Annotated in this window: 17 protein-coding genes; 14 read left to right on the top strand and 3 right to left on the bottom strand. The window is 56.1% G+C overall.

Annotation, left to right across the window (positions count from 1 at the left end):
• Positions 1–188: 188 nt before the first annotated feature.
• The 14 genes from ABLO27_RS22280 (at position 189) to ABLO27_RS22215 (ending at position 16,732) form a co-directional block, all read left to right on the top strand.
• A complete protein-coding gene (locus ABLO27_RS22280) occupies positions 189–1,649 on the top strand; it encodes an NCS1 family nucleobase:cation symporter-1 (protein ID WP_353035846.1) in 1,461 nt (486 codons plus the stop codon).
• A gap of 177 nt (positions 1,650–1,826) precedes the next feature.
• Complete coding sequence (locus ABLO27_RS22275) at positions 1,827–2,903, top strand: hypothetical protein (protein WP_353035844.1); 1,077 nt, start codon at positions 1,827–1,829, stop codon at positions 2,901–2,903.
• Positions 2,904–2,936: 33 nt separating this feature from the next.
• Complete coding sequence (locus ABLO27_RS22270) at positions 2,937–4,070, top strand: hypothetical protein (protein ID WP_353035842.1); 1,134 nt, start codon at positions 2,937–2,939, stop codon at positions 4,068–4,070.
• Positions 4,071–4,079: 9 nt separating this feature from the next.
• Entirely contained in the window at positions 4,080–6,029 is a 1,950-nt protein-coding gene (locus ABLO27_RS22265; protein WP_353035840.1) for an AAA family ATPase, read from the top strand.
• The gene (locus ABLO27_RS22260; protein WP_353035839.1) at positions 6,026–7,405 is read left to right on the top strand and encodes a DUF6638 family protein; all 1,380 of its coding nucleotides are present in this window, start codon (positions 6,026–6,028) and stop codon (positions 7,403–7,405) included. The genes ABLO27_RS22265 and ABLO27_RS22260 overlap by 4 nt, the downstream gene beginning before the upstream one ends.
• A complete protein-coding gene (locus ABLO27_RS22255; protein WP_353035837.1) occupies positions 7,402–8,073 on the top strand; it encodes a DUF1523 family protein in 672 nt (223 codons plus the stop codon). The genes ABLO27_RS22260 and ABLO27_RS22255 overlap by 4 nt, the downstream gene beginning before the upstream one ends.
• 366 nt (positions 8,074–8,439) lie before the next feature.
• Positions 8,440–9,471, top strand: coding sequence for a LacI family DNA-binding transcriptional regulator (locus ABLO27_RS22250; RefSeq protein ID WP_353035835.1), 1,032 nt, complete (start codon positions 8,440–8,442; stop codon positions 9,469–9,471).
• Between the two features lie 85 nt (positions 9,472–9,556).
• The gene (locus ABLO27_RS22245) at positions 9,557–10,861 is read left to right on the top strand and encodes an ABC transporter substrate-binding protein (RefSeq protein ID WP_353035833.1); all 1,305 of its coding nucleotides are present in this window, start codon (positions 9,557–9,559) and stop codon (positions 10,859–10,861) included.
• Positions 10,862–10,977: 116 nt separating this feature from the next.
• Positions 10,978–11,844, top strand: coding sequence for a carbohydrate ABC transporter permease (locus tag ABLO27_RS22240; RefSeq protein WP_353035831.1), 867 nt, complete (start codon positions 10,978–10,980; stop codon positions 11,842–11,844).
• 12 nt (positions 11,845–11,856) lie between these two features.
• Positions 11,857–12,687, top strand: coding sequence for a carbohydrate ABC transporter permease (locus ABLO27_RS22235; RefSeq protein ID WP_353035829.1), 831 nt, complete (start codon positions 11,857–11,859; stop codon positions 12,685–12,687).
• Between the two features lie 11 nt (positions 12,688–12,698).
• Positions 12,699–13,703: an ABC transporter ATP-binding protein gene (locus tag ABLO27_RS22230; RefSeq protein WP_353035827.1), complete on the top strand. Its 1,005-nt coding sequence runs from the start codon at positions 12,699–12,701 to the stop codon at positions 13,701–13,703.
• The gene (locus ABLO27_RS22225) at positions 13,700–14,473 is read left to right on the top strand and encodes an L-iditol 2-dehydrogenase (protein WP_353035825.1); all 774 of its coding nucleotides are present in this window, start codon (positions 13,700–13,702) and stop codon (positions 14,471–14,473) included. Before ABLO27_RS22230 ends, ABLO27_RS22225 begins: the two co-directional genes overlap by 4 nt.
• A gap of 3 nt (positions 14,474–14,476) precedes the next feature.
• Entirely contained in the window at positions 14,477–15,985 is a 1,509-nt protein-coding gene (locus ABLO27_RS22220) for a mannitol dehydrogenase family protein (RefSeq protein ID WP_353035823.1), read from the top strand.
• Between the two features lie 198 nt (positions 15,986–16,183).
• Positions 16,184–16,732, top strand: coding sequence for a TlpA family protein disulfide reductase (locus ABLO27_RS22215; protein WP_353035821.1), 549 nt, complete (start codon positions 16,184–16,186; stop codon positions 16,730–16,732).
• Positions 16,733–16,743: 11 nt separating this feature from the next.
• On the opposite strand, the gene ABLO27_RS22210 is transcribed toward ABLO27_RS22215, so the two are convergent.
• The 3 genes from ABLO27_RS22210 to ABLO27_RS22200 form a co-directional block, all read right to left on the bottom strand.
• Positions 16,744–17,325 (bottom strand): DUF6959 family protein, encoded by a 582-nt coding sequence (locus ABLO27_RS22210; RefSeq protein ID WP_353035819.1) that lies wholly within the window; start codon positions 17,323–17,325, stop codon positions 16,744–16,746.
• A 177-nt stretch (positions 17,326–17,502) separates the two neighbouring features.
• Positions 17,503–18,330 carry a heme ABC transporter ATP-binding protein gene (locus ABLO27_RS22205; protein WP_353035817.1) on the bottom strand — a complete coding sequence of 276 codons (828 nt, stop codon included), beginning with the start codon at positions 18,328–18,330 and terminating at the stop codon, positions 17,503–17,505.
• Between the two features lie 10 nt (positions 18,331–18,340).
• A complete protein-coding gene (locus tag ABLO27_RS22200; RefSeq protein ID WP_417714833.1) occupies positions 18,341–19,438 on the bottom strand; it encodes a FecCD family ABC transporter permease in 1,098 nt (365 codons plus the stop codon).
• Positions 19,439–19,467: the final 29 nt, after the last annotated feature.

The following is a 19,467-nucleotide window of genomic DNA, read 5'->3' as shown; positions in this document are numbered from 1 at the left end:
GGTGGCAGGCCGGGCGGCTCATCTGTATGGGGTCGATACCCCATTCGCACTCTGCCGGTTGATCGCAAGACCGCTTTCGGATGATGGCAACCTCACATCCAATCCCTTTTTTCTGGACCTTGAGACGAGGCTGAACTTAGATCTCTTTAGGTTCCGGAAATTCAAGGCGACCAATCAGCAATTGCGAGATGAAGACTTTTCATACGGACACAATCCAGCAGCAAGACCCGGGCGGACGGCTATACAATCCGGATCTGGCTCCGATTGAACCAACCGCGCGCAGGTGGGGCTGGTTCGCAATCTTCAACACCTGGTGCAACACGGCGCAAAGCCTGCTCGGCTACACGTTGGCCGCATCACTGTTCTTCGACTACGGATTGAACGGCTGGGCCGTTTTCGCGGCAATTGTCCTGTCAGGTTTCGTGATCATGTTTCTGATCAACCTGGCTGGCAGGCCGAGCGTGCACTACGGCATTCCCTATCCGGTCATGGCCAGAGCAAGCATGGGTGTTTATGGCGCCAACATCCCGGCATTGATGCGCGGGATCGTGGCCATATTCTGGTATGGCGCGCAAAGTTACGTCGCTTCCACGGCGACCCTTTTGCTGCTGACTGCACTCTTCGGCGAGGGCACCAAGGCGACATATCTCGGGCTTACGCCTATGGGCTGGGTCGCGCTTGCCATCGTCTGCGTAACGCAGATCGTTCTCTTCTGGAAAGGGATTGAATGGATCCGCATGTTTCTCAATTGGGCGGGGCCAGCTGTGTATGCCGTCATGGTGACATTGCTGATCATGATCTGGGTGCGAACCGGATCGTCTCTTCCCTCTGAAGTCGGGTCGGTACTGAAAGGCAACCCCCAGGCGACTGGCAGTCACGTCTCCAACTTTTTCGCGGTGATGGGAACAATGATCGCCTTTTACGCTGCGATCATTCTGAATTATGGCGACTTTTCCCGTTACGTGCGGACAGAGAGGGAAATGAAGCTTGGCAACATGCTCGGGCTTCCGGTCAACATTACCGTTTTCGCGTTTCTGTCTCTTTTGATTTCAGCCGGTACGATTGCTCTTTTCGGTGAACACCTGACCAATCCGACCGAAATCATCTCCCGCATAGACAACACCGCGCTGACGGTCGTGGCAGCTCTCATGTTCTTCATTGCGACCGTCGGCATAAACGTGGTTGCCAACTACGTCCCCCCCGCCAACGATCTTTCCAATCTCTGGCCAGGCCGGATCAGCTTTCGGGGTGGTGGAATGATTGCCGCTGCTCTCGCCTTTGTTGTCAGCGCACTCTGGGTACCGGTCATTTCCGTTTTCGGCATCTCGAAATTCGTCAACACGCTCGGAGCGTTCCTTGCCCCTGCCTACGGCATCATGATCGCCGACTTTTACCTGCTCAGGAGACAGACGCTTTCCGTTCAGGATCTCTACAGCCCGTCATCCGCCGGCGCCTACCACTACCGCAAGGGATTTCATGTTGAAGCAATCGCCGCACTTGCAATTTCCTCGGTGTTTTCGGTCTCAGCGGTGTGGCTGCCCGCGCTCGGATTCCTGAGCGGCTTCGACTGGATTATCAGCGCAGGGCTGGGCGCTGTCCTGTACCTGCTCCTATCGAAACATGGCGCAGCGAAGTGGGCTGAAACCTGATGGACGTCCTGCGTGAAGGCTAAAGACGCGACGCCTGCGAAACATCGCCGCAAACACTGTGGCAGTTAACCGTTTCTTCTTCCCGCCGCGTGGTTTGTTCATTAACTTGTAATTGTATTTCTACTAAGAGTCGCTACATAAAGTACGCAATACTCGGAGATATTTGGGAAGGGGCATATGGCGGATTTCAACGCTCAAATTGAAAAGTCCAAGCAGGAAGTTGCTGCTGCACGTCAGAAGATCGACGAACTCACTTCTAAGATCGAAACGGCACACACCAAGATGGGTGCCGGACAGGATATTTCAATCGATATCGAAAACGCGACGCTCGACGACGTTCATGCCCACACAGAGCTGATGGGCGCCAATATTGCCGAACTCATCATGGGTCTGGACGATGTCACCGCGACCTTCTCGAAGGAATTCGACGCCATGCGCTCGAAGACCGGATGGGAAACCTTTATCGGCTTTTTCTCCAAGAACAGATCGGACAGTATCCGTCAGGAGCGTATGCGCAGCGCAAGCATCGACGACAAGCTGCAGGATCTGATTTCCAAATCCAACACGATCGGTCACCTGCTCCAGGAGCAGCTCAACACCCTGAACGAGCATTCCAAGCGGGTTGAAACCAATCTCGGCGATACGCTTGCCCAGCGCGAGCAATCCGTCGCGGTTCTTGAGGAGATCAAGAAACAACTGGTTGCGATGGATCCTGAAATCATCGCCCTGGAAAACAAGATCTCGGTTGAGACCGATGCTGCCGCTCGCACCAAGCTGGAAAGCGAACTGGCGGCAATGAACGCAAAATACAACCAGCTTGCACAGGACGAGCAGGTTAAACTGGCCGAAAGCCAGACGCTTGAGCGCTACATTGAAAAAGGCAAGACCTGGGTCGACAGTCTTCAAAACCAGGCTGCCACCCAGATGGTTCTGATCAACAAGCTGCAGACGGATACCAAACAGCGCGTTGTGCTTTATGATGCTCTGATCAAATCGCTGAAAACGGCGCAACAGCAAGACGTTGCCCACAAGATCAACGAGATCGGCGTGGCAACGGACAAGGAGGCGCAATCCGCGATGGCGGCTATCGGTTCGGCTACCAACCAGCGGATGGCTGATATGATGGAAGCCCATGAAGACCACATGGTTTTCGCACGCAAGGTACTGGAAGAAAAAGCAAAGTCGGACGAGCGCTTTGCCCGCCGGTTCCAGCAGATTGTCGAGAAGCACGACAAGAACGCGTATGGCGCCTGAAGTACTGAAGTTTGAGACGCTGAGGGTAGAGCATTGGATCTGACCCTGGACCACCGAAAACTGGAAGAAGCGCATGAAACAAGGCGCTACTTCGCCAAGTTTGAGCGGATAATCTCTCACCTTCAGGGAGTTGCCGAAAGCGTCGTGTCCGAAAACACGGCGCTGGCTTCGGAGATTCCGATCCTGACGGAGTATCTTGAGGCTTTGGCGGGAACGTTCACCGCCCTCTCCTACAAGTACCTGCTGGCGGGCAGGGTTTCCGACAAGCTGCCGAATCTTCTCAGCATCGATCGCCATGACAGCGGCTTTCCGATCTACCAGGAGCTGCTTGAAATGGCGAATGATGCCATGCAGGCGGTAAATCACCTGAGGTCCCTGCCTTCCATGCGGGACCTCAAGCTTGCAATGGTCGACCATATCCTGCGGGAGCAAACCGCTCCGGTGAATTTGCAGTTCGCAGCGTCTGAACGGCAGTATTATGAGCAGCTGACCACAGCGGCTTTGTTCTGGGCACGCAATGACCCGCGGGCCGCGTGGACCGGCAATGTTTCTGAAAGACGCAGAAAGTACCGCGTTCACTGGGCGGTTTATGACAGCCAGCAGAACATTCCGCTGATTTACATCATGGACCTTGAAGACAGCGGAAAAGAACCGCTGTTGAAGGACGAGCGCCGCTGGCCACAGGTCCAGAGCCATCTGTCGGCACAATCCTCATCGGCGTTGAAACTGGTGACGATCGCACGGGGGTTCGATCGGGATTTTTCCGATCTTCATCCCAAGCGACTGCGCAGGTTCTACATCGGCCCGATGTACAGCCACACATTCACTCAGCAGTCCGGCCCATTGCGCGATGTGCTCAGTCAGGCGGGACAGAAGCCTGGAGATGACTGGGCGCTGGCCTGGACGACAGAAACGCTCGTTGCCTCGGGCACCGAGCAGGAATCATCCGGATTTTTTTCCACCGTTGAACGGCAGGTCTACGCTCTGGACCCGTTTGCGGCCCCGGGTGACGACCCGCAGGATGCGGCAGGTCACACCGACCGCCAGCGTTCTCTAATCCTGCCTCAGCGCCCTTATCAGATCCTGGAGGAACTCGATCCTCCGGGATTTGCGAACATCCGAAAATATGCCGTCAGCCCCAAGGGCAAGATACTCAGCTACAAGTAGGTTTCACGCGTGACCATTTCCAACGACCTCATGGAATTGAAAGAAGACAAGATCCGCGAGAAATACAAGTTCGCGGAAGCTATGCTCGAAGGGTTCGATCATACACCGAGAATTGCCGCCAAACGCGAACCTGATGTCGTCAGGGAAAGATCCAGCGGGCTGGGGACAAGACGCCGTTTCCGTTCAACCACTCCCGGACTGGTCACCCGTTCCACCGCACGCCCTGAAGGTGTTCAGCTGACGGCACGCATTCTGGAGGCCGATGACGACGCTCTGACCACTCCGCTCCAGGCAAGCATTTTGCGGGCCTTGCGGAGAGCCTTGTCCGTTGCTCAGGTGACCTCCGACCAGTTCGCCGAGCAATCCGGACTGAGCGACCTGAAGCGCAGCAACCTGGCAGGAACGCTCGACGCCTCACAGAAGGACAAGTTTCAGCAGCTCCTGTCTGCATCGGCGCTCATTTCGCTTCATGTATTTGCCAACATGACAGACTTTCTGATCTCCGGTCTTGCTGCAGAGGCGGGTGACATCGAAGGCCAATGCGGTGAAGTGGAAGAGATCCTGCTGGACAATGACCAGCTTGCTCTTCGCGGCGCCCTTTGGGAGCTGGACCAGGAGATTTCGGCCGCTTCGGTCCAGTCGGATGCGCAGCTCGTTGGCATCATCACCTCTTTCTGCGAACAGCTGATGGAAAAGGCGACGCTTCGCGCTGAAGGATCGGTTCTGCTCCACTCCTTCGCACAGGCGCGCTACCGGGTAGAAGCGGACGAATTCGAGATCACCGGCTTCACCCCGGCAGCCCGGGCCAGGTCCACCAGCCTGACAATGGCATTCAAGAAACCGGAAGAGGTCGTCGGCAATCACATCGCCAAGTATCAGTCAATGAAACTTGCCAAGATGCTGATGGCTTACGATTTCGAACGCAAACTCAACCCGTTTGCGGAACTGGGCGGTTTCATCTTCACGTTTATGGGCGACGGCAAACCTGGCACCGGCAAGACCACGCTGATCCAGATGATGGCCGGCCTGATCAACGATTACTGCTCCAATGCCGGCTATGCCTTCCGCTATCAGAACCTCTCCACGGATAGCATCGACAGCTACCAGGGCAAGTCTGCGCAGAATGCCAAAGCTTTCATCAAGAATATCACCGACCCGAATGTGATCGGGTTTGGGACCATTGACGATATCGACCAGCTTGCCGGCAAGCGCGGTGACAGGCAGTCGTCCGCCGGTCAGCTGGAAATCACTGCAGTTCTGATGGAAAGCTTTGCCGGAGCCAATACGGTTGTGCGTGGCAACTGCACCTTCGGAATGTTTTCCAACTATCCTGAAAATGTCGACGATGCCTTGCGGCAGCGCGCCGGTGCGCGGTTTCTGGTCGATGGCCCGCAAACACGCGAGGACTACATCGACATCCTGCATCTCCTGATGGGCAAAAACCATTCTATCCCGGTCGGAGATCATGACCTTTTTGAAGCCCAGGTCATCAAGAAAGCCGTCGCTGCGTCTTACGAAAGCCATTCACGACCGCAGGAAGATGCGTTGATGCGAGTGTTCGACCGGATCAACAGCGAGATCGGCGGTCTGGACACCATTGCCAAATTCGGCGCGTACCTGAAAGCGATTCAGGAAGCCGACGAACGTTTCACCGGCCGCGCGATCAAGAACATCACAGATGCCATCAAGGTCCGTGCCATGGACTTTGAGCTTCCGGACGAGTGGATGGAGAACCCTGACCTGTTCCTGTTCAAAGACTATGAGACCAAGAAATCGATGATCGCGGACCTGGCGCAGCCGATCACGGTCGACATGGTTATTCAGGAAATCAACCGATACGCGGACAGCGAGTTTCGGTATGCGGACAAGTCCGACGAAGTCGCCATCGAAAACGCGGTGCGCGAAATGCAGCGGATGGAGGAAGCCAAGCGGCGCTTCATGGAGGCATCCCGCTCATGATGCGACTGGTCAAATACGGACTGATGTATGGCAATCTCTTTCAGGTTTCCTCGCCGTCCCTTGTCGGCCGCTATAACCGTGCACTTGAACATCTGACCGGCAAGACCACCAGTCTGGAAGAGTTTCACGTCGACATTTCCGGGTTTTCTCCGGAAATCGGCGATGAACTGGGCGACCCGCTCTACCTAAATCCCAATGGCTGCAATCGTCAGTTCATTCTGCTGTCGACCGCGCAGAAGACGGCCCCACTGCTTAACGCCAGTTTCTCGACATCACGTTCGATCCTGCGCCGTTTCATCGATGACAATGAAGAACAGCTGTTTGCGCTTTCCATTCGCGATGCCGTGGTCGGCGAGCTGGTCAACACGGTCTATGCAATCAGGTCTCCCCGAGATCTCTTCGACATCCGCACCATAGATGTCGAAGCGGACACAGTTGGCGCACATGCCGAAGCCAGCGACGAGCTCAGTGATAAAATCCACCGGTTCATGACCGAACCGGATGGATGGTGGGATGATGTCCTGATCGCCGAGATGGTCGAGTTGTCGAAACATACCGGCGACATCATCAGGACACCAATCAGTCTCAGCTCGGAAAGTTTTGAGCAGGGTAATTTCTACACCAATCACTATGGCGGCCTGTACATCTTTCGCCAGGTCAAGCAAACAGCCTGCATCGCATCGAAGGAACTGGAAGGACAGCATGATCTGCCGGTCAAGTCCGTCCTTGACCTGAATGACCGAAAGGCCATTGCTTCTTTCCTCAAGCGGAACAGGCTTGTCGAACCGATCCTCAAGGGCAGAGACGCCGACGCGGAAGGGATCCTTCGACAGAAGCTCGATTTCATCGTGATCGACACCGCAGCCAACAGCGGGGAAGACCTGTCCGACGTGTCCCGTCGTGATTTGCGCACTCTCAAGCGCAAGTATCATCGGGAATTTCCGGATGAGTACCACGCTCTCGACGACGTGTTGCGCCGGATGAAAAAGCGTGGTGGTCAGCAATGGCCGGAACCCGACAATCCCGCCTATTTTTATCTCCTGAGATCGAAGAACCATCGGGACAAGCAGCTTGTGAACCAGCTGCTCGCGGAACTGACCCCTCTCGATTTTCGCCAATTGTTCATCTGCCACAAGGATGCGTTCTATTCCCACTATCAGGGCTGGAGCGAGGCCAAGAAGACTTATGCGGCGCAGTTCCTCGCCGACGAATACATGGTCGACAAGGTGGGGACCCGCGAAGAACTGTTCGGGCCGGAACCTTCCATGCATGACGAAGAACCCGATTTCGGTTTCGGCCGGCACATGGGGCCTTGGGGAGCCATTCCTCGGGACGACGATGATGATGATGACGACGACGATGAGGACGACGATTGACCAAGTATCTTAAATGGATAGTGGGCATACCCCTGCTGCTCGTCTTCGTCCTGTTTGCGCATTACACTCTTCCGGGACGTGACGTCGTGCGGATCGTCGGCACCGACGTCAAGCGCATGGACATTGGCTCGTCTTCGTGGTTCTGGGCGGCTCCGGATGCCGGAACGAACAAGAACTGGACCCGCGACGTCCGGTTCATAAACACCGTCTGGCCGAATGGCGAACCCAGGGTTTACCGCAACGAAGACACCGATTGGGGCTGGCCGCCCTATTTCAAGTTCGACAGCAGCAATGTGACCGCACAGGCTCAGGATCTGGCAAAGAAAAACGGTGAGGTCTGGGTTGCCATTACGCACTATGGCTGGCGGATCAAGCTCTTCACGATCTTTCCCAATGTCATCAGCATCACTGAAGTTGCGGGCCCCAATGTCCTTCTGATCCCTTGGTTCAACATCGCCTTCTTCCTGATCCTAGCCGGCGTCGCCTATCTGATTTACCGGGCTGTAAAGACATTCAAGGAAAACAGGATCGATCCCGTCGTGGAGAATGTCGACGGTTTCATGGATGATGTCGGAGAAAACGTGGACCAGGCGCGTGAACAGGCCCAGAAGCATGCAAGTGCTGCAACGTCCGGCTTTCGCCGTTGGCTCAAACGCTGGTTCGGCTAGCGCAGCAAACGTGTCACCGCAGCCAGATGGAACCACCGTGTCACTTTCCTCTTGAAAGCACGCGCGAAACCCGGCTGAACGTTTCCCTGAATGATTTCGGAGACCGGCCTTGCGGGATCCCGGCTTTGGCCGGCCCACTCTTGTAATGCAAGACCGGCAAGGACCACCTCCGGCTGAACATCCTGAAGAACTAGCGGATCGGTCTCGTCAACGTTGCAAACAACGCCGATGTTTCTTGACCCCTTCGCTCAAAAGTTTCTAATGTAAACAAATAAATTTACACGCGGAAAGTTTTGCGCCGATTTGCCTACACCAAGGACACAAACCGGCAACGAGCAGGACAAGGCAGCACGTCAGGGCACCCAGATGACGGATCGAAAAATCAAGAACATGGAGGAGTTTGCCTCCGTCAGCGGCATCTCCAGACCGACCGTTTCAAAATACTTCAACGATCCGGAGAGTGTTCGGCAGTCGACCCGCGATCGAATAGAGCAAGCCCTTGAACGCTATGACTTTCGCCCGAATATTTTCGCCATCAACCAGAACAGGCGACTGACCAAGAACATCGGCGTGGTCGTCCCTTATCTGGCCGACCCGTTCTTCGCGGAAATCGCCAGAAACATCGAACGGCGCTGCATCGACGCCGGTTACTGGCCCACATTGTTCAGCTCTCACGGGCAACAAAGCCTTGAGAATGACATTCTCGGCAGTCTTCGCTCCATGAAACCGGCCGGCGTTCTGCTTGCCCCGCTCGGCCGGGCTTCGGACCGGGGGTACATCGAAAAGTTCTGCAGGGATGTTCCGACCGTCCTGTTTGACAGCAATTTGGAAGATATCGGCGAAGCTTTTGTCGGATCAGACAATTTCAGCTTTGTTTCTCAAACGGTTGAGTACCTGACACGGTCAGGTGAACCACCCTGCTTCTTCGAGATGAGCACACCTGCGAACCCCAACGCGAACAAGCGGCGCACGGCGTATCTTGAAATGATGGATCGTCTCGGTTTCGAACCGCATGTGCTCAAGATCGACGGCGAAGGCTGGGCGTTCGAGGAAATCGGCCGCGAGGGAGCGCTGCGTATCCTGGAAGTGCACGGCTTTCCGACCAACACAATACTGTGTAGCAACGACCGTCTCGCCATCGGCCTCCTGTCTGCATGCTATGAAAAGGGCTTCCGGGTCGGGCGCGGAGAAGGTTGCGCCCTTCGGGTTGCCTCACATGACGACCACCCCTTTTCCAAATTCACCTGCCCATCTCTGACCACCGCTGCCCATGACTACGATTCCGTTGCGAACCACGCCTTCAGCACTTTGATGAATCTCATCGAGGCCGGAGGCACATTCGAAAACCGGCAGGAAACCTTGTTTGCTGCCCGATTGGTACTTCGCGCATCCGCTTGAAATTTTACGCGCGCTAATTTTTTCTTGACGCCAGACAAATATTGCCTCAAGGTTTGGTCAACATCCAAGCCAGGGAGGACACAGGATGTCTTTGAAGAACGCATTATGTGCGGTCACAGCACTTACCTTGATCACCACGACCGGCGCCTTCGCGGATACGATCACCATCGCCACCGTGAACAATGGCGACATGATCCGCATGCAGGGTCTTACCAAGGACTTCACCGAAAAAACCGGCCACGACGTTGAATGGGTCACGCTTGAGGAAAACGTTCTTCGCCAGCGCGTCACTCAGGACATCGCCGCCAAGGGCGGTCAGTTCGACATCATGACCATCGGCATGTACGAAACCCCGATCTGGGCGGCCAATGAATGGCTTGTTTCACTTGATGACCTGCCGGCCGACTATGACAAGGACGACATTCTACCGGCGATGCGCGCAGGCCTGAGCCATAACGGCAGCCTGTTTGCTGCACCGTTTTACGGCGAATCTTCGATGATCATGTACCGCACGGACCTGATGGAAAAAGCAGGTTTGAAGATGCCTGATGCGCCGACATGGAGCGATGTCGCGGCGGCGGCCAAGGCCATGACCGACAAGGACAACGAAATCTACGGTGTGTGCTTGCGTGGCAAAGCCGGCTGGGGTGAGAACATGGCGTTCATCACCACTGTCGCCAACTCCTTCGGCGCGCGCTGGTTCGACGAAGAGTGGAAACCGCAACTCGATACACCGGAATGGAAGGAAGCCGTCAGCTTTTACAATGACTTGCTGAACAACTACGGCCCTCCGGGCGCATCCACGAACGGGTTCAACGAAAATCTGGCACTCTTCCAGCAAGGCAAGTGCGGAATGTGGATTGATGCGACCGTTGCCGCCTCCTTTGTGACCAACCCGAACGACTCCACCGTGGCCGACAAGGTTGGCTTTGCTCTCGCGCCGAACAAGGAAGGCGTCGACAAGCGCGCGAACTGGCTCTGGGCCTGGGCGCTGGCCATCCCGGCGGGCACACAGAAAGAGGCCGCCGCAAAGCAGTTCATCGAATGGGCAACGTCCAAGGATTACATCGAACTTGTCGCCTCGAAGGAAGGTTGGGCAAATGTGCCTCCTGGTGCGCGGACTTCGCTCTATGAAAATCCGGAGTACCAGAAGGTTCCGTTTGCCAAAATGACGCTGGAAAGCATCAATGCGGCCAATCCCGACAGCCCCACCGTACAACCCGTTCCTTATGTCGGCATCCAGTATGTCGCAATTCCTGAATGGGCAGGTATCGGCACCGCTGCCGGCCAGGAATTCTCGGCAATGGTCGCAGGTCAGCAATCTGTCGACGAAGCTCTTGCGAAAGCCCAGGAGCTGACCGCTGAAGAAATGGAAGCCGCAGGCTACTAAGGGTCTCCTCCCCGACTGGGAGGGCGGATCGGGTCCGCCCTCCCTTTTTATTCACCAGCATCCCATCGCCCAGCTCGCCACGGTAGACTGCTGCCGTCAACAGAGAAGGTGTGTCCATGGCAACCCAGCACTCCCGCTCCGCCGCTCGCTTTATGATGGCACCGGCCGTCATCCTGTTGCTCGGCTGGATGCTCATCCCACTCACGATGACCCTGGTATTCTCATTCAAGAAATATCTACCGCTCCGGGGAGGTGATCTCGGATGGGTGGGCTTCGACAATTACGTCCGGTTTGTCTCCTCCAGCGCATTCTGGCCAAGCGTACAGACAACCCTCGTGATCGTCGGCGGCGTGCTGATTATCACCGTCGTACTGGGCATCTTGCTGTCGATCCTGCTCGATCAGCCCATGTGGGGACAGGGCATCGTGCGTATCCTCGTAATCGCACCGTTCTTCGTCATGCCGACCGTTTCGGCGCTGGTTTGGAAGAACATGTTCATGGATCCGGTGAACGGCCTCTTCGCGCACGTATGGGAAGCTTTTGGAGCCGAGCCGATTGCCTGGCTCAGCGATGCTCCGCTGTTTTCGATAATTCTGATCGTTTCCTGGCAATGGTTGCCTTTCGCCACTTTGATCCTGCTGACGGCAATTCAGTCACTCGACAGCGAGCAGCTAGAGGCGGCCGAAATGGACGGGGCTCCTCCCCTGGCACGCTTCGGTTTCATCATCCTGCCGCACCTCTCGCGCGCCATCACCATCGTCATCCTGATCCAGACGATCTTCCTGCTGGCGATCTTCGCGGAGATCTTTGTCACCACGGGCGGCGCCTTCGGAACCCGGACGCTGACCTACCTGATCTTCCAGCGCGTGCTGGAAAGCCAGAATGTCGGTCTTGGCTCGGCAGGTGGTGTCTACGCAATCATTCTCGCCAACATTGTTGCGATCTTCCTGATGCGCATTGTCGGCAAAAACCTGGACGCCTGAGGAGGGAACGAAATGGCCCGTGCTGTCACACCCCGCCGCAAGACGATCAACACCATTGCCGCATGGGCAATCGGACTTCTGATCTTCTTCCCGATCCTCTGGACGATCCTGACAAGCTTCAAGACCGAGGCGCAGGCGATCAGCGACCCGCCCGTATTCCTGTTCTTTGACTGGACGCTGGACAACTACGCGGTGGTACAGGAGCGCTCCGATTATATGCGGTATCTTTGGAACTCGGTGATCATAGCCGGCGGCTCGACGCTGCTCGGAATTGTCATCGGCGTTCCAGCTGCCTGGTCGATGGCCTTCGTGCCTTCCAAACGCACCAAGGATATCCTGATGTGGATGCTGTCGACCAAGATGCTCCCGGCAGTCGGCGTGCTCTATCCGATCTATCTGTTGTTCATCAAGCTCGGCCTGCTCGACACCCGCGTCGGCCTGACCTTCGTACTGATGCTGATCAACCTGCCGATCATTATCTGGATGCTCTACACCTACTTCAAGGAAATCCCGGGGGAGATCCTGGAAGCGGCCCGCATGGACGGTGCAACGCTGAAAGAAGAGATCCTTTACATCCTGACACCCATGGCCGTCCCCGGCATCGCTTCGACGCTGCTGCTCAACATCATTCTGGCCTGGAACGAAGCGTTCTGGACCCTGAACCTGACTGCAGCAAAGGCAGCGCCCTTGACCGCCTTCATCGCCAGCTATTCCAGCCCGGAAGGTCTGTTTTACGCCAAGCTGAGCGCCGCCTCGACCATGGCGATCGCTCCCATCCTCATTCTCGGCTGGTTCAGCCAGAAACAGCTTGTTCGTGGCCTGACCTTCGGCGCGGTTAAATAGGAGTTCCCGACATGGGTCAAATAACGCTCAACCAAATTACAAAAAGCTTCGGGGACGTCCAGGTCATTCCGCCACTGGACCTGCAGATCAACGATGGTGAATTTGTCGTCTTCGTTGGCCCCTCCGGTTGCGGCAAGTCCACGCTTCTGCGCCTGATTGCGGGTCTGGAAGACGTCACGACAGGCGAAATCGACATCGACGGCACCAACGCCACCGAGATCCCGCCTGCAAAGCGCGGCCTTGCAATGGTCTTTCAGTCCTATGCGCTTTACCCGCACATGTCCGTGCGCAAGAACATTGCCTTTCCGCTGCGGATGGCCGGTCTCGACAAGGACGCCCAGAACGCCAAGGTGGAAGCGGCGGCCAAGGTGCTGAACCTCACCGACTATCTCGACCGACGACCCGGCCAGCTTTCTGGCGGCCAGCGGCAGCGCGTTGCCATTGGGCGGGCAATTGTTCGTGAACCGGCCGCCTTTCTGTTCGACGAACCGCTGTCGAACCTCGACGCCGCGCTCCGGGTCAACATGCGCCTTGAGATCTCGGAACTTCACCAGTCGCTCGAGACAACCATGATCTACGTGACCCACGATCAGGTGGAAGCGATGACGATGGCCGACAAGATCGTTGTGCTACAGGCCGGTGTCATTGAGCAGGTCGGCTCCCCGCTGGAACTCTACCACACTCCACGCAACAAGTTCGTCGCCGGGTTCATTGGTTCTCCGAAGATGAATTTCATGATGGGCGAGTTTGCTTCCGAGTACGGTGCAACCACCATCGGCATCCGGCCCGAGCACCTGTCCGTGTCCCACAGCGAGGGAAAATGGTCCGGCAGGGTCGGCGTTTCCGAGCATCTTGGATCGGACACATTCCTTTACGTCGAAGTGGAAGGCCTGAGTGACCCTGTCACCGTCCGCTCTTCCGGTGAAGTGGGGTTCCGTCATGGCGACACCATTCATCTGACCCCCGATCCGGAAAAAATCCATCGTTTCGACAACCAGGGCCTGAGGATTGCATGATGCGGCTTGAAGGAAAATCCGCGTTGATCACCGGTGCTGCCCGGGGGATCGGCAAAGCCTTTGCCGCTCGGTATGCGGAAGAAGGCGCAACGGTTGCCATCGGCGACATCAATCTGGCTGGTGCAGAGGAAACCGCAAACGAAATTGGTCCAAACGCCTATGCCGTTGAACTTGATGTCACCAGCCAGGCCTCGATCGATGCAGCAATAGCGGCTGTTGAATTGAAAGCGGGCGGCCTCGATATCCTGGTCAACAACGCCGCACTGTTCGATCTGGCACCAATCACCGAAATCTCCCGTGAGAGTTACCAGCGACTGTTCGACATCAACGTCGCCGGAACCCTGTTCACGATGCAGGCGGCCGCCCGATCCATGATCGCCCGCGGAAAGGGCGGCAAGATCATCAACATGGCAAGCCAGGCCGGTCGTCGCGGCGAAGCTTTGGTCGGGGTCTATTGCGCGACCAAAGCCGCCGTCATCAGCCTGACCCAATCAGCCGGACTCAATCTCATTCAACACGGCATCAACGTGAACGCCATCGCGCCTGGCGTGGTCGATGGCGAGCATTGGGACGGCGTTGATGCACTCTTTGCAAGATACGAGGGGTTGAAACCCGGCCAGAAGAAAGCCGAGGTCGGGGCTGCCGTTCCATACGGGCGAATGGGCACCGCAGAGGACCTTGCCGGCATGGCCGTCTTTCTGGCCTCCGGCGACGCGGACTACATCGTGTCGCAGACTTACAACGTCGACGGCGGCAATTGGATGAGCTGACCAATGACCATGAAACTCGACAACAAGGCGTTTGCAGCGCCACCGTCCGGCGTGCGGTCAGCTGAATACGACCGGTCGCAACTTTCCGCCGGAATACTGCACATCGGCGTCGGCAATTTTCATCGTGCCCATCAGGCAGTCTACATGGACCGCCTGTTTGCCATGAATGAAGCCAGCGACTGGGCCATCGTCGGCGCAGGCCTGAAATCCTACGACAGTGTGATGCGGGAACGGTTGCGCGACCAGGACTGGTTGACGAGCGTCGTTGAGTTGGACCCTGCGGGGTTGAACGCGCGTATCTGCGGCGCAATGATCGACTTTGTCGATGTCGATCCCGCAGTTTTGACCTCCAGATTGTGCGCCTCTGAAATCCGCATTGTATCTCTGACGATCACCGAAGGCGGTTACTTCGTCGATCCAAATACAGGCGGTTTCGATGCCGGCCACCCGGATATTCTGTCGGATCTCGCAAACCCGGAACAACCTCAGACAGTCTTCGGCATTCTCGTCTCTGCCTTGCTGGAGCGAAAAGAAAGCGGTGTTGCTCCGTTTACGGTCATGTCTTGCGACAACCTCCCTGAAAACGGTCACATGGCGAGACAGGCGGTTGTCGGTTATGCACGGGCATTGTCGGAAAATGCCGCCAGCTGGATTTCTGAAAACGTCGCATTTCCAAATGGAATGGTTGACTGCATTACACCTGCGACCGGTGACAGGGAGCGCGCACTCGTCAGCGAGAAGTTCGGCCTTCGCGATGCCGCACCTGTTGTCTGCGAACCCTTCCGCCAGTGGGTGCTTGAGGACAATTTTCCATCTGGTCGCCCTCCGCTTGAAAAAGTCGGTGTCGAGTTTGTCGATGATGTTGCACCATACGAGTTGATGAAGCTGCGTATCCTGAATGGCGGTCACGCTGCCATTGCTTACCCGGGTGCTCTTCTGGGCCATCACTTCGTTCATGAAGCGATGGCTAATCCGCTTATCCGCGCCTATCTGAGCAAGTTGGAAACACAGGAAATTCTGCCGACCGTCCCGCAAATCCCCGGAGTTGATTTCGAGGAATATCTGACACAGGTCATGGAGCGGTTTTCCAATCCGGCGGTGGGCGACACGATCCCCCGCCTCTGCCTCGATGGTTCCAACCGTCAGCCGAAATTCATCTTGCCTGCGATCCAGGACAGGCTCGACGATGGCAGGTCAATCGACGGCTTGTCCCTGGAAACCGCGCTCTGGTGCCGCTACTGCCTCGGACATGACGAAGACGGCAACGAGCTGCTTCTGGAAGACGAAAATGCCACACACCTGAAGACCTGGGCGCAGAGCGTCTTCACGACGCCAAACGAGCCGACCAAGTGGCCTGAGCAATTCGGATCTCTCAGTTCAAATCAGGAATTCCTTTCCGCTTTCGCAGACGCAGCGCACCTGATTGCCTCCAAGGGAGTTGCGGCAACGCTCGCATCCTTTGTGCAAGGTCACAATGGTGGCGCCCCGGCTTTGGAGTCAGCAAAGGTCTGAAAACACCATTCAGATTTCGCTGGACCAAGCCTCTGAAAAACTGACCGTATCAGTGCCCCATTTCAGACCTACCCGGGATGTGAACAAGCGTGAAGTTGCCTGACAGCCCGGACCACTTACCTAGGTGGAAACGGTCAAACGCGAAAGCGGAGCTCCGCTTGAGGATGGCCAGGTTCAGTTCAATGACGGGGTTTGAAAATGGTGAGGTTGAATCGACGGGAATTACTGGCCGGCTGTGCTGCTCTGGCAGCAACAAGTCTACCTGCAATGGCAGCCGACGAGGGACATCTACAGTTTCTTGGACTGGCAAAACCGGCGCTCGCGATCGATACACCCGAACTCAACATTCCAGACCTGGCAGGTAAAATTCACCAGGTAGGCGACTACAAGGGCAAGACGGTGCTTGTGTCCTTCTGGGCGACCTGGTGTCCTCCCTGCCGAAAGGAAATGCCGACCCTTGCCCGTCTCAGCCGGGAGCTGGGCACCGATGACTATGCGGTTCTGGCTGTGAACGTCGGCGACAAACCTGAAAAGATCACGTCGTTCCTGGATCAGATCGACCATGAAGGCATGCCGATCCTTATGGATCAGAACACGGAACTGCCAAGCAAGTGGTTTCTGCGCGGCCTGCCAGTTACCTATATCCTCAACCCGTCCGGCGAAGTTGCCTACGGCGCAATTGGCGAAAGGGTCTGGGATTCCCCGGCCATGGTTTCAGGCATCAGATCCATTCATGAGTCTTCATGAAGTTGTTGCAGTCATTTGAAAAAATCCGATTTAGCCAGCTTTTCTGCGGCCCGCTCCATGTTGGCGCGGGTCACGGCTTCGACAACTACAAGATTGCGCTGCGTATATGAGACTGCTCCGGCCAATTCGCTGACAACATCCTGTCTCAATCGCGCTGGGTCATAAAAATTTACGCTGTGTCTCATGCCGTTTAGTACTATCTCAGCGTCTGAAAACCAGCCCTTTGCCTCGACTTCCCAAGCATACTCATCGAAGTCGTCAGGTAGAATAAACTCAAAGCCATCCACGGCGTATTTTTGGCCAACCACGACCTGTTTCTGTACATCGGCCTCGCCAGAAGAAGGTTTATTATAAGGAAGAGAAATTCCTTCCTTGCTGCACACGGCTTCGTAGGCGTCTCGCGCATCATCAAGAGTTTCGATTAGGTCATCAATCAGCTCTGGACCTTCGGAAGATGTGAGAGAAAGCTCGAGGTCACCGATAATTGCATTCAAGGTATCCCCTTGCACAACAACACCCGGAAACTGCCGGTCAGGCAACTGAACTACCGCAAAATTATTCGGCCGTGAAAGCAGTTTTACTGAAGGAGACAAGTCAGAATACCCTGTGTCGAAAATTCACTTGATATCAGGCACCCACGACCATGGGGCAGTAGAACGACAACATGGTTTTGCACGATACAGAACCTGATCGAGTTCGGTATTACTACAACAAATTCAAGTCGTCATTTGCTCACTCGGTTTTTTATCGACTTCAACAGCTGCCCCTGTTCAACGCCCGGTGACTGGAACTACGATGGGTGCGCCGGCGACAGCGCATCTGGTCAGGGTCAATGGGAAGTCGTAGGCGCGCGAGAGAAGGTCTGTCCGCATGACCTTTTCTCTTGCTCCGAAAGCCAGTGTCTCACCCTTTCGCATCACCAGAACCCTGTCGGCAAAGGTCAGTGTCAGGTTGAGATCGTGCATGACAGAGACAACCCCGCCACCTTTCGCGGCAAAGTCGGCGGCAAGCCGCATGATCTGATACTGATGCTTGATATCAAGACTGGAAACCGGTTCATCGAGAAAGAGCCATCGCGGTGTCCCGTCTCCAGACACCGGCTCCCAGACCTGGCAGAGAACCCTGGCAAGTTGCACACGTTGCTGCTCGCCGCCTGACAGATCCTGATAGTTCCTACCCTCGAAACCGGCCAATCCGACCTTCGACAAGGCTTCGGCAATTCGCACAAGACGCGTGCGTCTTGCTTGCTGCCTGTCGATCAAACCCAAACCAATGACTTCCGAGACGTTCAGCGGGAACGAGATCTGGCTCAACTGGGGCAACACGCCTCTTATCTGAGCTTGCGCTTCAGGCGAGAGGTCGCCAATTTCCAACCCACTCAGCAGGACATGGCCGATGTATTGAAGTTCACCTGTCATTGCCCGCAGAAGTGTCGTCTTCCCCGACCCGCTCGGTCCGATGATTGCCAGAACTTCGCCGGGTTTCGCGTGGAAAGAAACGTCATTCACAATCGGTGTCGCGCCAATGCGGACACTGACATGATCTACCAGAAGTCCGGAGACCGAGCGATCGGCTGCCTCGATTTTCTGATGCAACATTTGCAACTCCTTAAAGGCCGGTCAGACCGCGCTTGCGCAACAAAATCCAGAGAAAGAAGGGTGCACCGGCAAAGGCGGTAATGATCCCGATGGGCAGTTCCGCAGGCGCGACAATGGTGCGGCTGAGCGTGTCGGCTGCAATCAATAGGATTGCACCAAGAAGAGCTGCCGCCGGCAAAAGAAACCTGTGATCCGGGCCTATGGTCAGTCGCAACAGATGCGGCACGACGATGCCGACAAAGCCGATGCCTCCACTGACGGCAACCGATGCCCCTGTCGCGGCGGCGACCAGGAGAATACTGATGTTCTTCAAGCGCTGAACGCGGACTCCGATGTGAGATGCCGCCGCCTCTCCCAGTGTCAATCCATTGAGGCCACGCGCCAGAAAGGGAACACTCACAAGCATCAACAATATGATCGGTGCGGCAGAAGCGACCTTTTCCCAATTGGCCCCGGCCAGAGAACCCAAGCCCCAGAATTGCAGATCTCGCAATTCCTGATCGTCGGCCACATAGACCAGGATGCCGGTCATTGCACCAGTGAGGGCTCCAAGCGCAATTCCCGCCAGCAAGAGAGTGGCGACAGACGTGATCCCACCGCGCGTTCCGATCCGGTAGAGCAAAAGCGTTGTGACAAGACCACCCGCGAATGCGGCAATCGGAACGGCATAAATGCCAAGCACTGCCACAACGGGACCCAGCACCGTGTTTCCAAGCACGATGAATGCAGCAGCTCCAAGGCCAGCTCCAGCCGACACGCCGACAATACCCGGATCCGCCAACGGGTTGCGAAAAAGCCCCTGCATGACAGCGCCCGATACCGCAAGCGCGGCACCAACCAGGGCACCAAGGACGACGCGAGGCAACCGGATATCCATGACGACAACCCAATCGCGAAGCGACACGCCCTCCGGCGCTCCTTCAGCTGAAGACAGCACATGCGTTGCGATCTTCGGCAAAAGCTCAAACACCGGTACGGCGATCGGCCCGATTGCAAGGCTGGCAAGCATGGTTGTTGCTGTCGCGACAATCAGAAGCACAATGACTGCTCGAGCAAGCTGTTCGCGGTTGCCGTTTCTAGCTTCAGTGACCCCGAACCAACGCCCCATTCGCAACTTGCGCACTGAAATCGTCGTAT

Origin of the sequence: Roseibium sp. SCP15, from assembly GCF_040329435.1 — a bacterium.
In the GTDB taxonomy this organism is placed as follows: Bacteria; Pseudomonadota; Alphaproteobacteria; order Rhizobiales; family Stappiaceae; genus Roseibium.
The sequence above is the reverse complement of the archived record's forward strand: the minus strand, read 5'-3'. Positions and strand labels throughout refer to the sequence as shown.

Bases quoted from the DNA above. Each gene is read 5' to 3' on its own strand.
- ABLO27_RS22280 (WP_353035846.1), top strand. From the start codon at position 189: ATGAAGACTTTTCATACGGACACAATCCAGCAGCAAGACCCGGGCGGA.
- ABLO27_RS22275 (WP_353035844.1), top strand. From the start codon at position 1,827: ATGGCGGATTTCAACGCTCAAATTGAAAAGTCCAAGCAGGAAGTTGCT.
- ABLO27_RS22260 (WP_353035839.1), top strand. From the start codon at position 6,026: ATGATGCGACTGGTCAAATACGGACTGATGTATGGCAATCTCTTTCAG.
- ABLO27_RS22250 (WP_353035835.1), top strand. From the start codon at position 8,440: ATGACGGATCGAAAAATCAAGAACATGGAGGAGTTTGCCTCCGTCAGC.
- ABLO27_RS22245 (WP_353035833.1), top strand. From the start codon at position 9,557: ATGTCTTTGAAGAACGCATTATGTGCGGTCACAGCACTTACCTTGATC.
- ABLO27_RS22240 (WP_353035831.1), top strand. From the start codon at position 10,978: ATGGCAACCCAGCACTCCCGCTCCGCCGCTCGCTTTATGATGGCACCG.
- ABLO27_RS22235 (WP_353035829.1), top strand. From the start codon at position 11,857: ATGGCCCGTGCTGTCACACCCCGCCGCAAGACGATCAACACCATTGCC.
- ABLO27_RS22230 (WP_353035827.1), top strand. From the start codon at position 12,699: ATGGGTCAAATAACGCTCAACCAAATTACAAAAAGCTTCGGGGACGTC.
- ABLO27_RS22225 (WP_353035825.1), top strand. From the start codon at position 13,700: ATGATGCGGCTTGAAGGAAAATCCGCGTTGATCACCGGTGCTGCCCGG.
- ABLO27_RS22220 (WP_353035823.1), top strand. From the start codon at position 14,477: ATGACCATGAAACTCGACAACAAGGCGTTTGCAGCGCCACCGTCCGGC.
- ABLO27_RS22215 (WP_353035821.1), top strand. From the start codon at position 16,184: ATGGTGAGGTTGAATCGACGGGAATTACTGGCCGGCTGTGCTGCTCTG.
- ABLO27_RS22205 (WP_353035817.1), bottom strand. From the start codon at position 18,330: ATGTTGCATCAGAAAATCGAGGCAGCCGATCGCTCGGTCTCCGGACTT.
- ABLO27_RS22200 (WP_417714833.1), bottom strand. From the start codon at position 19,438: ATGGGGCGTTGGTTCGGGGTCACTGAAGCTAGAAACGGCAACCGCGAA.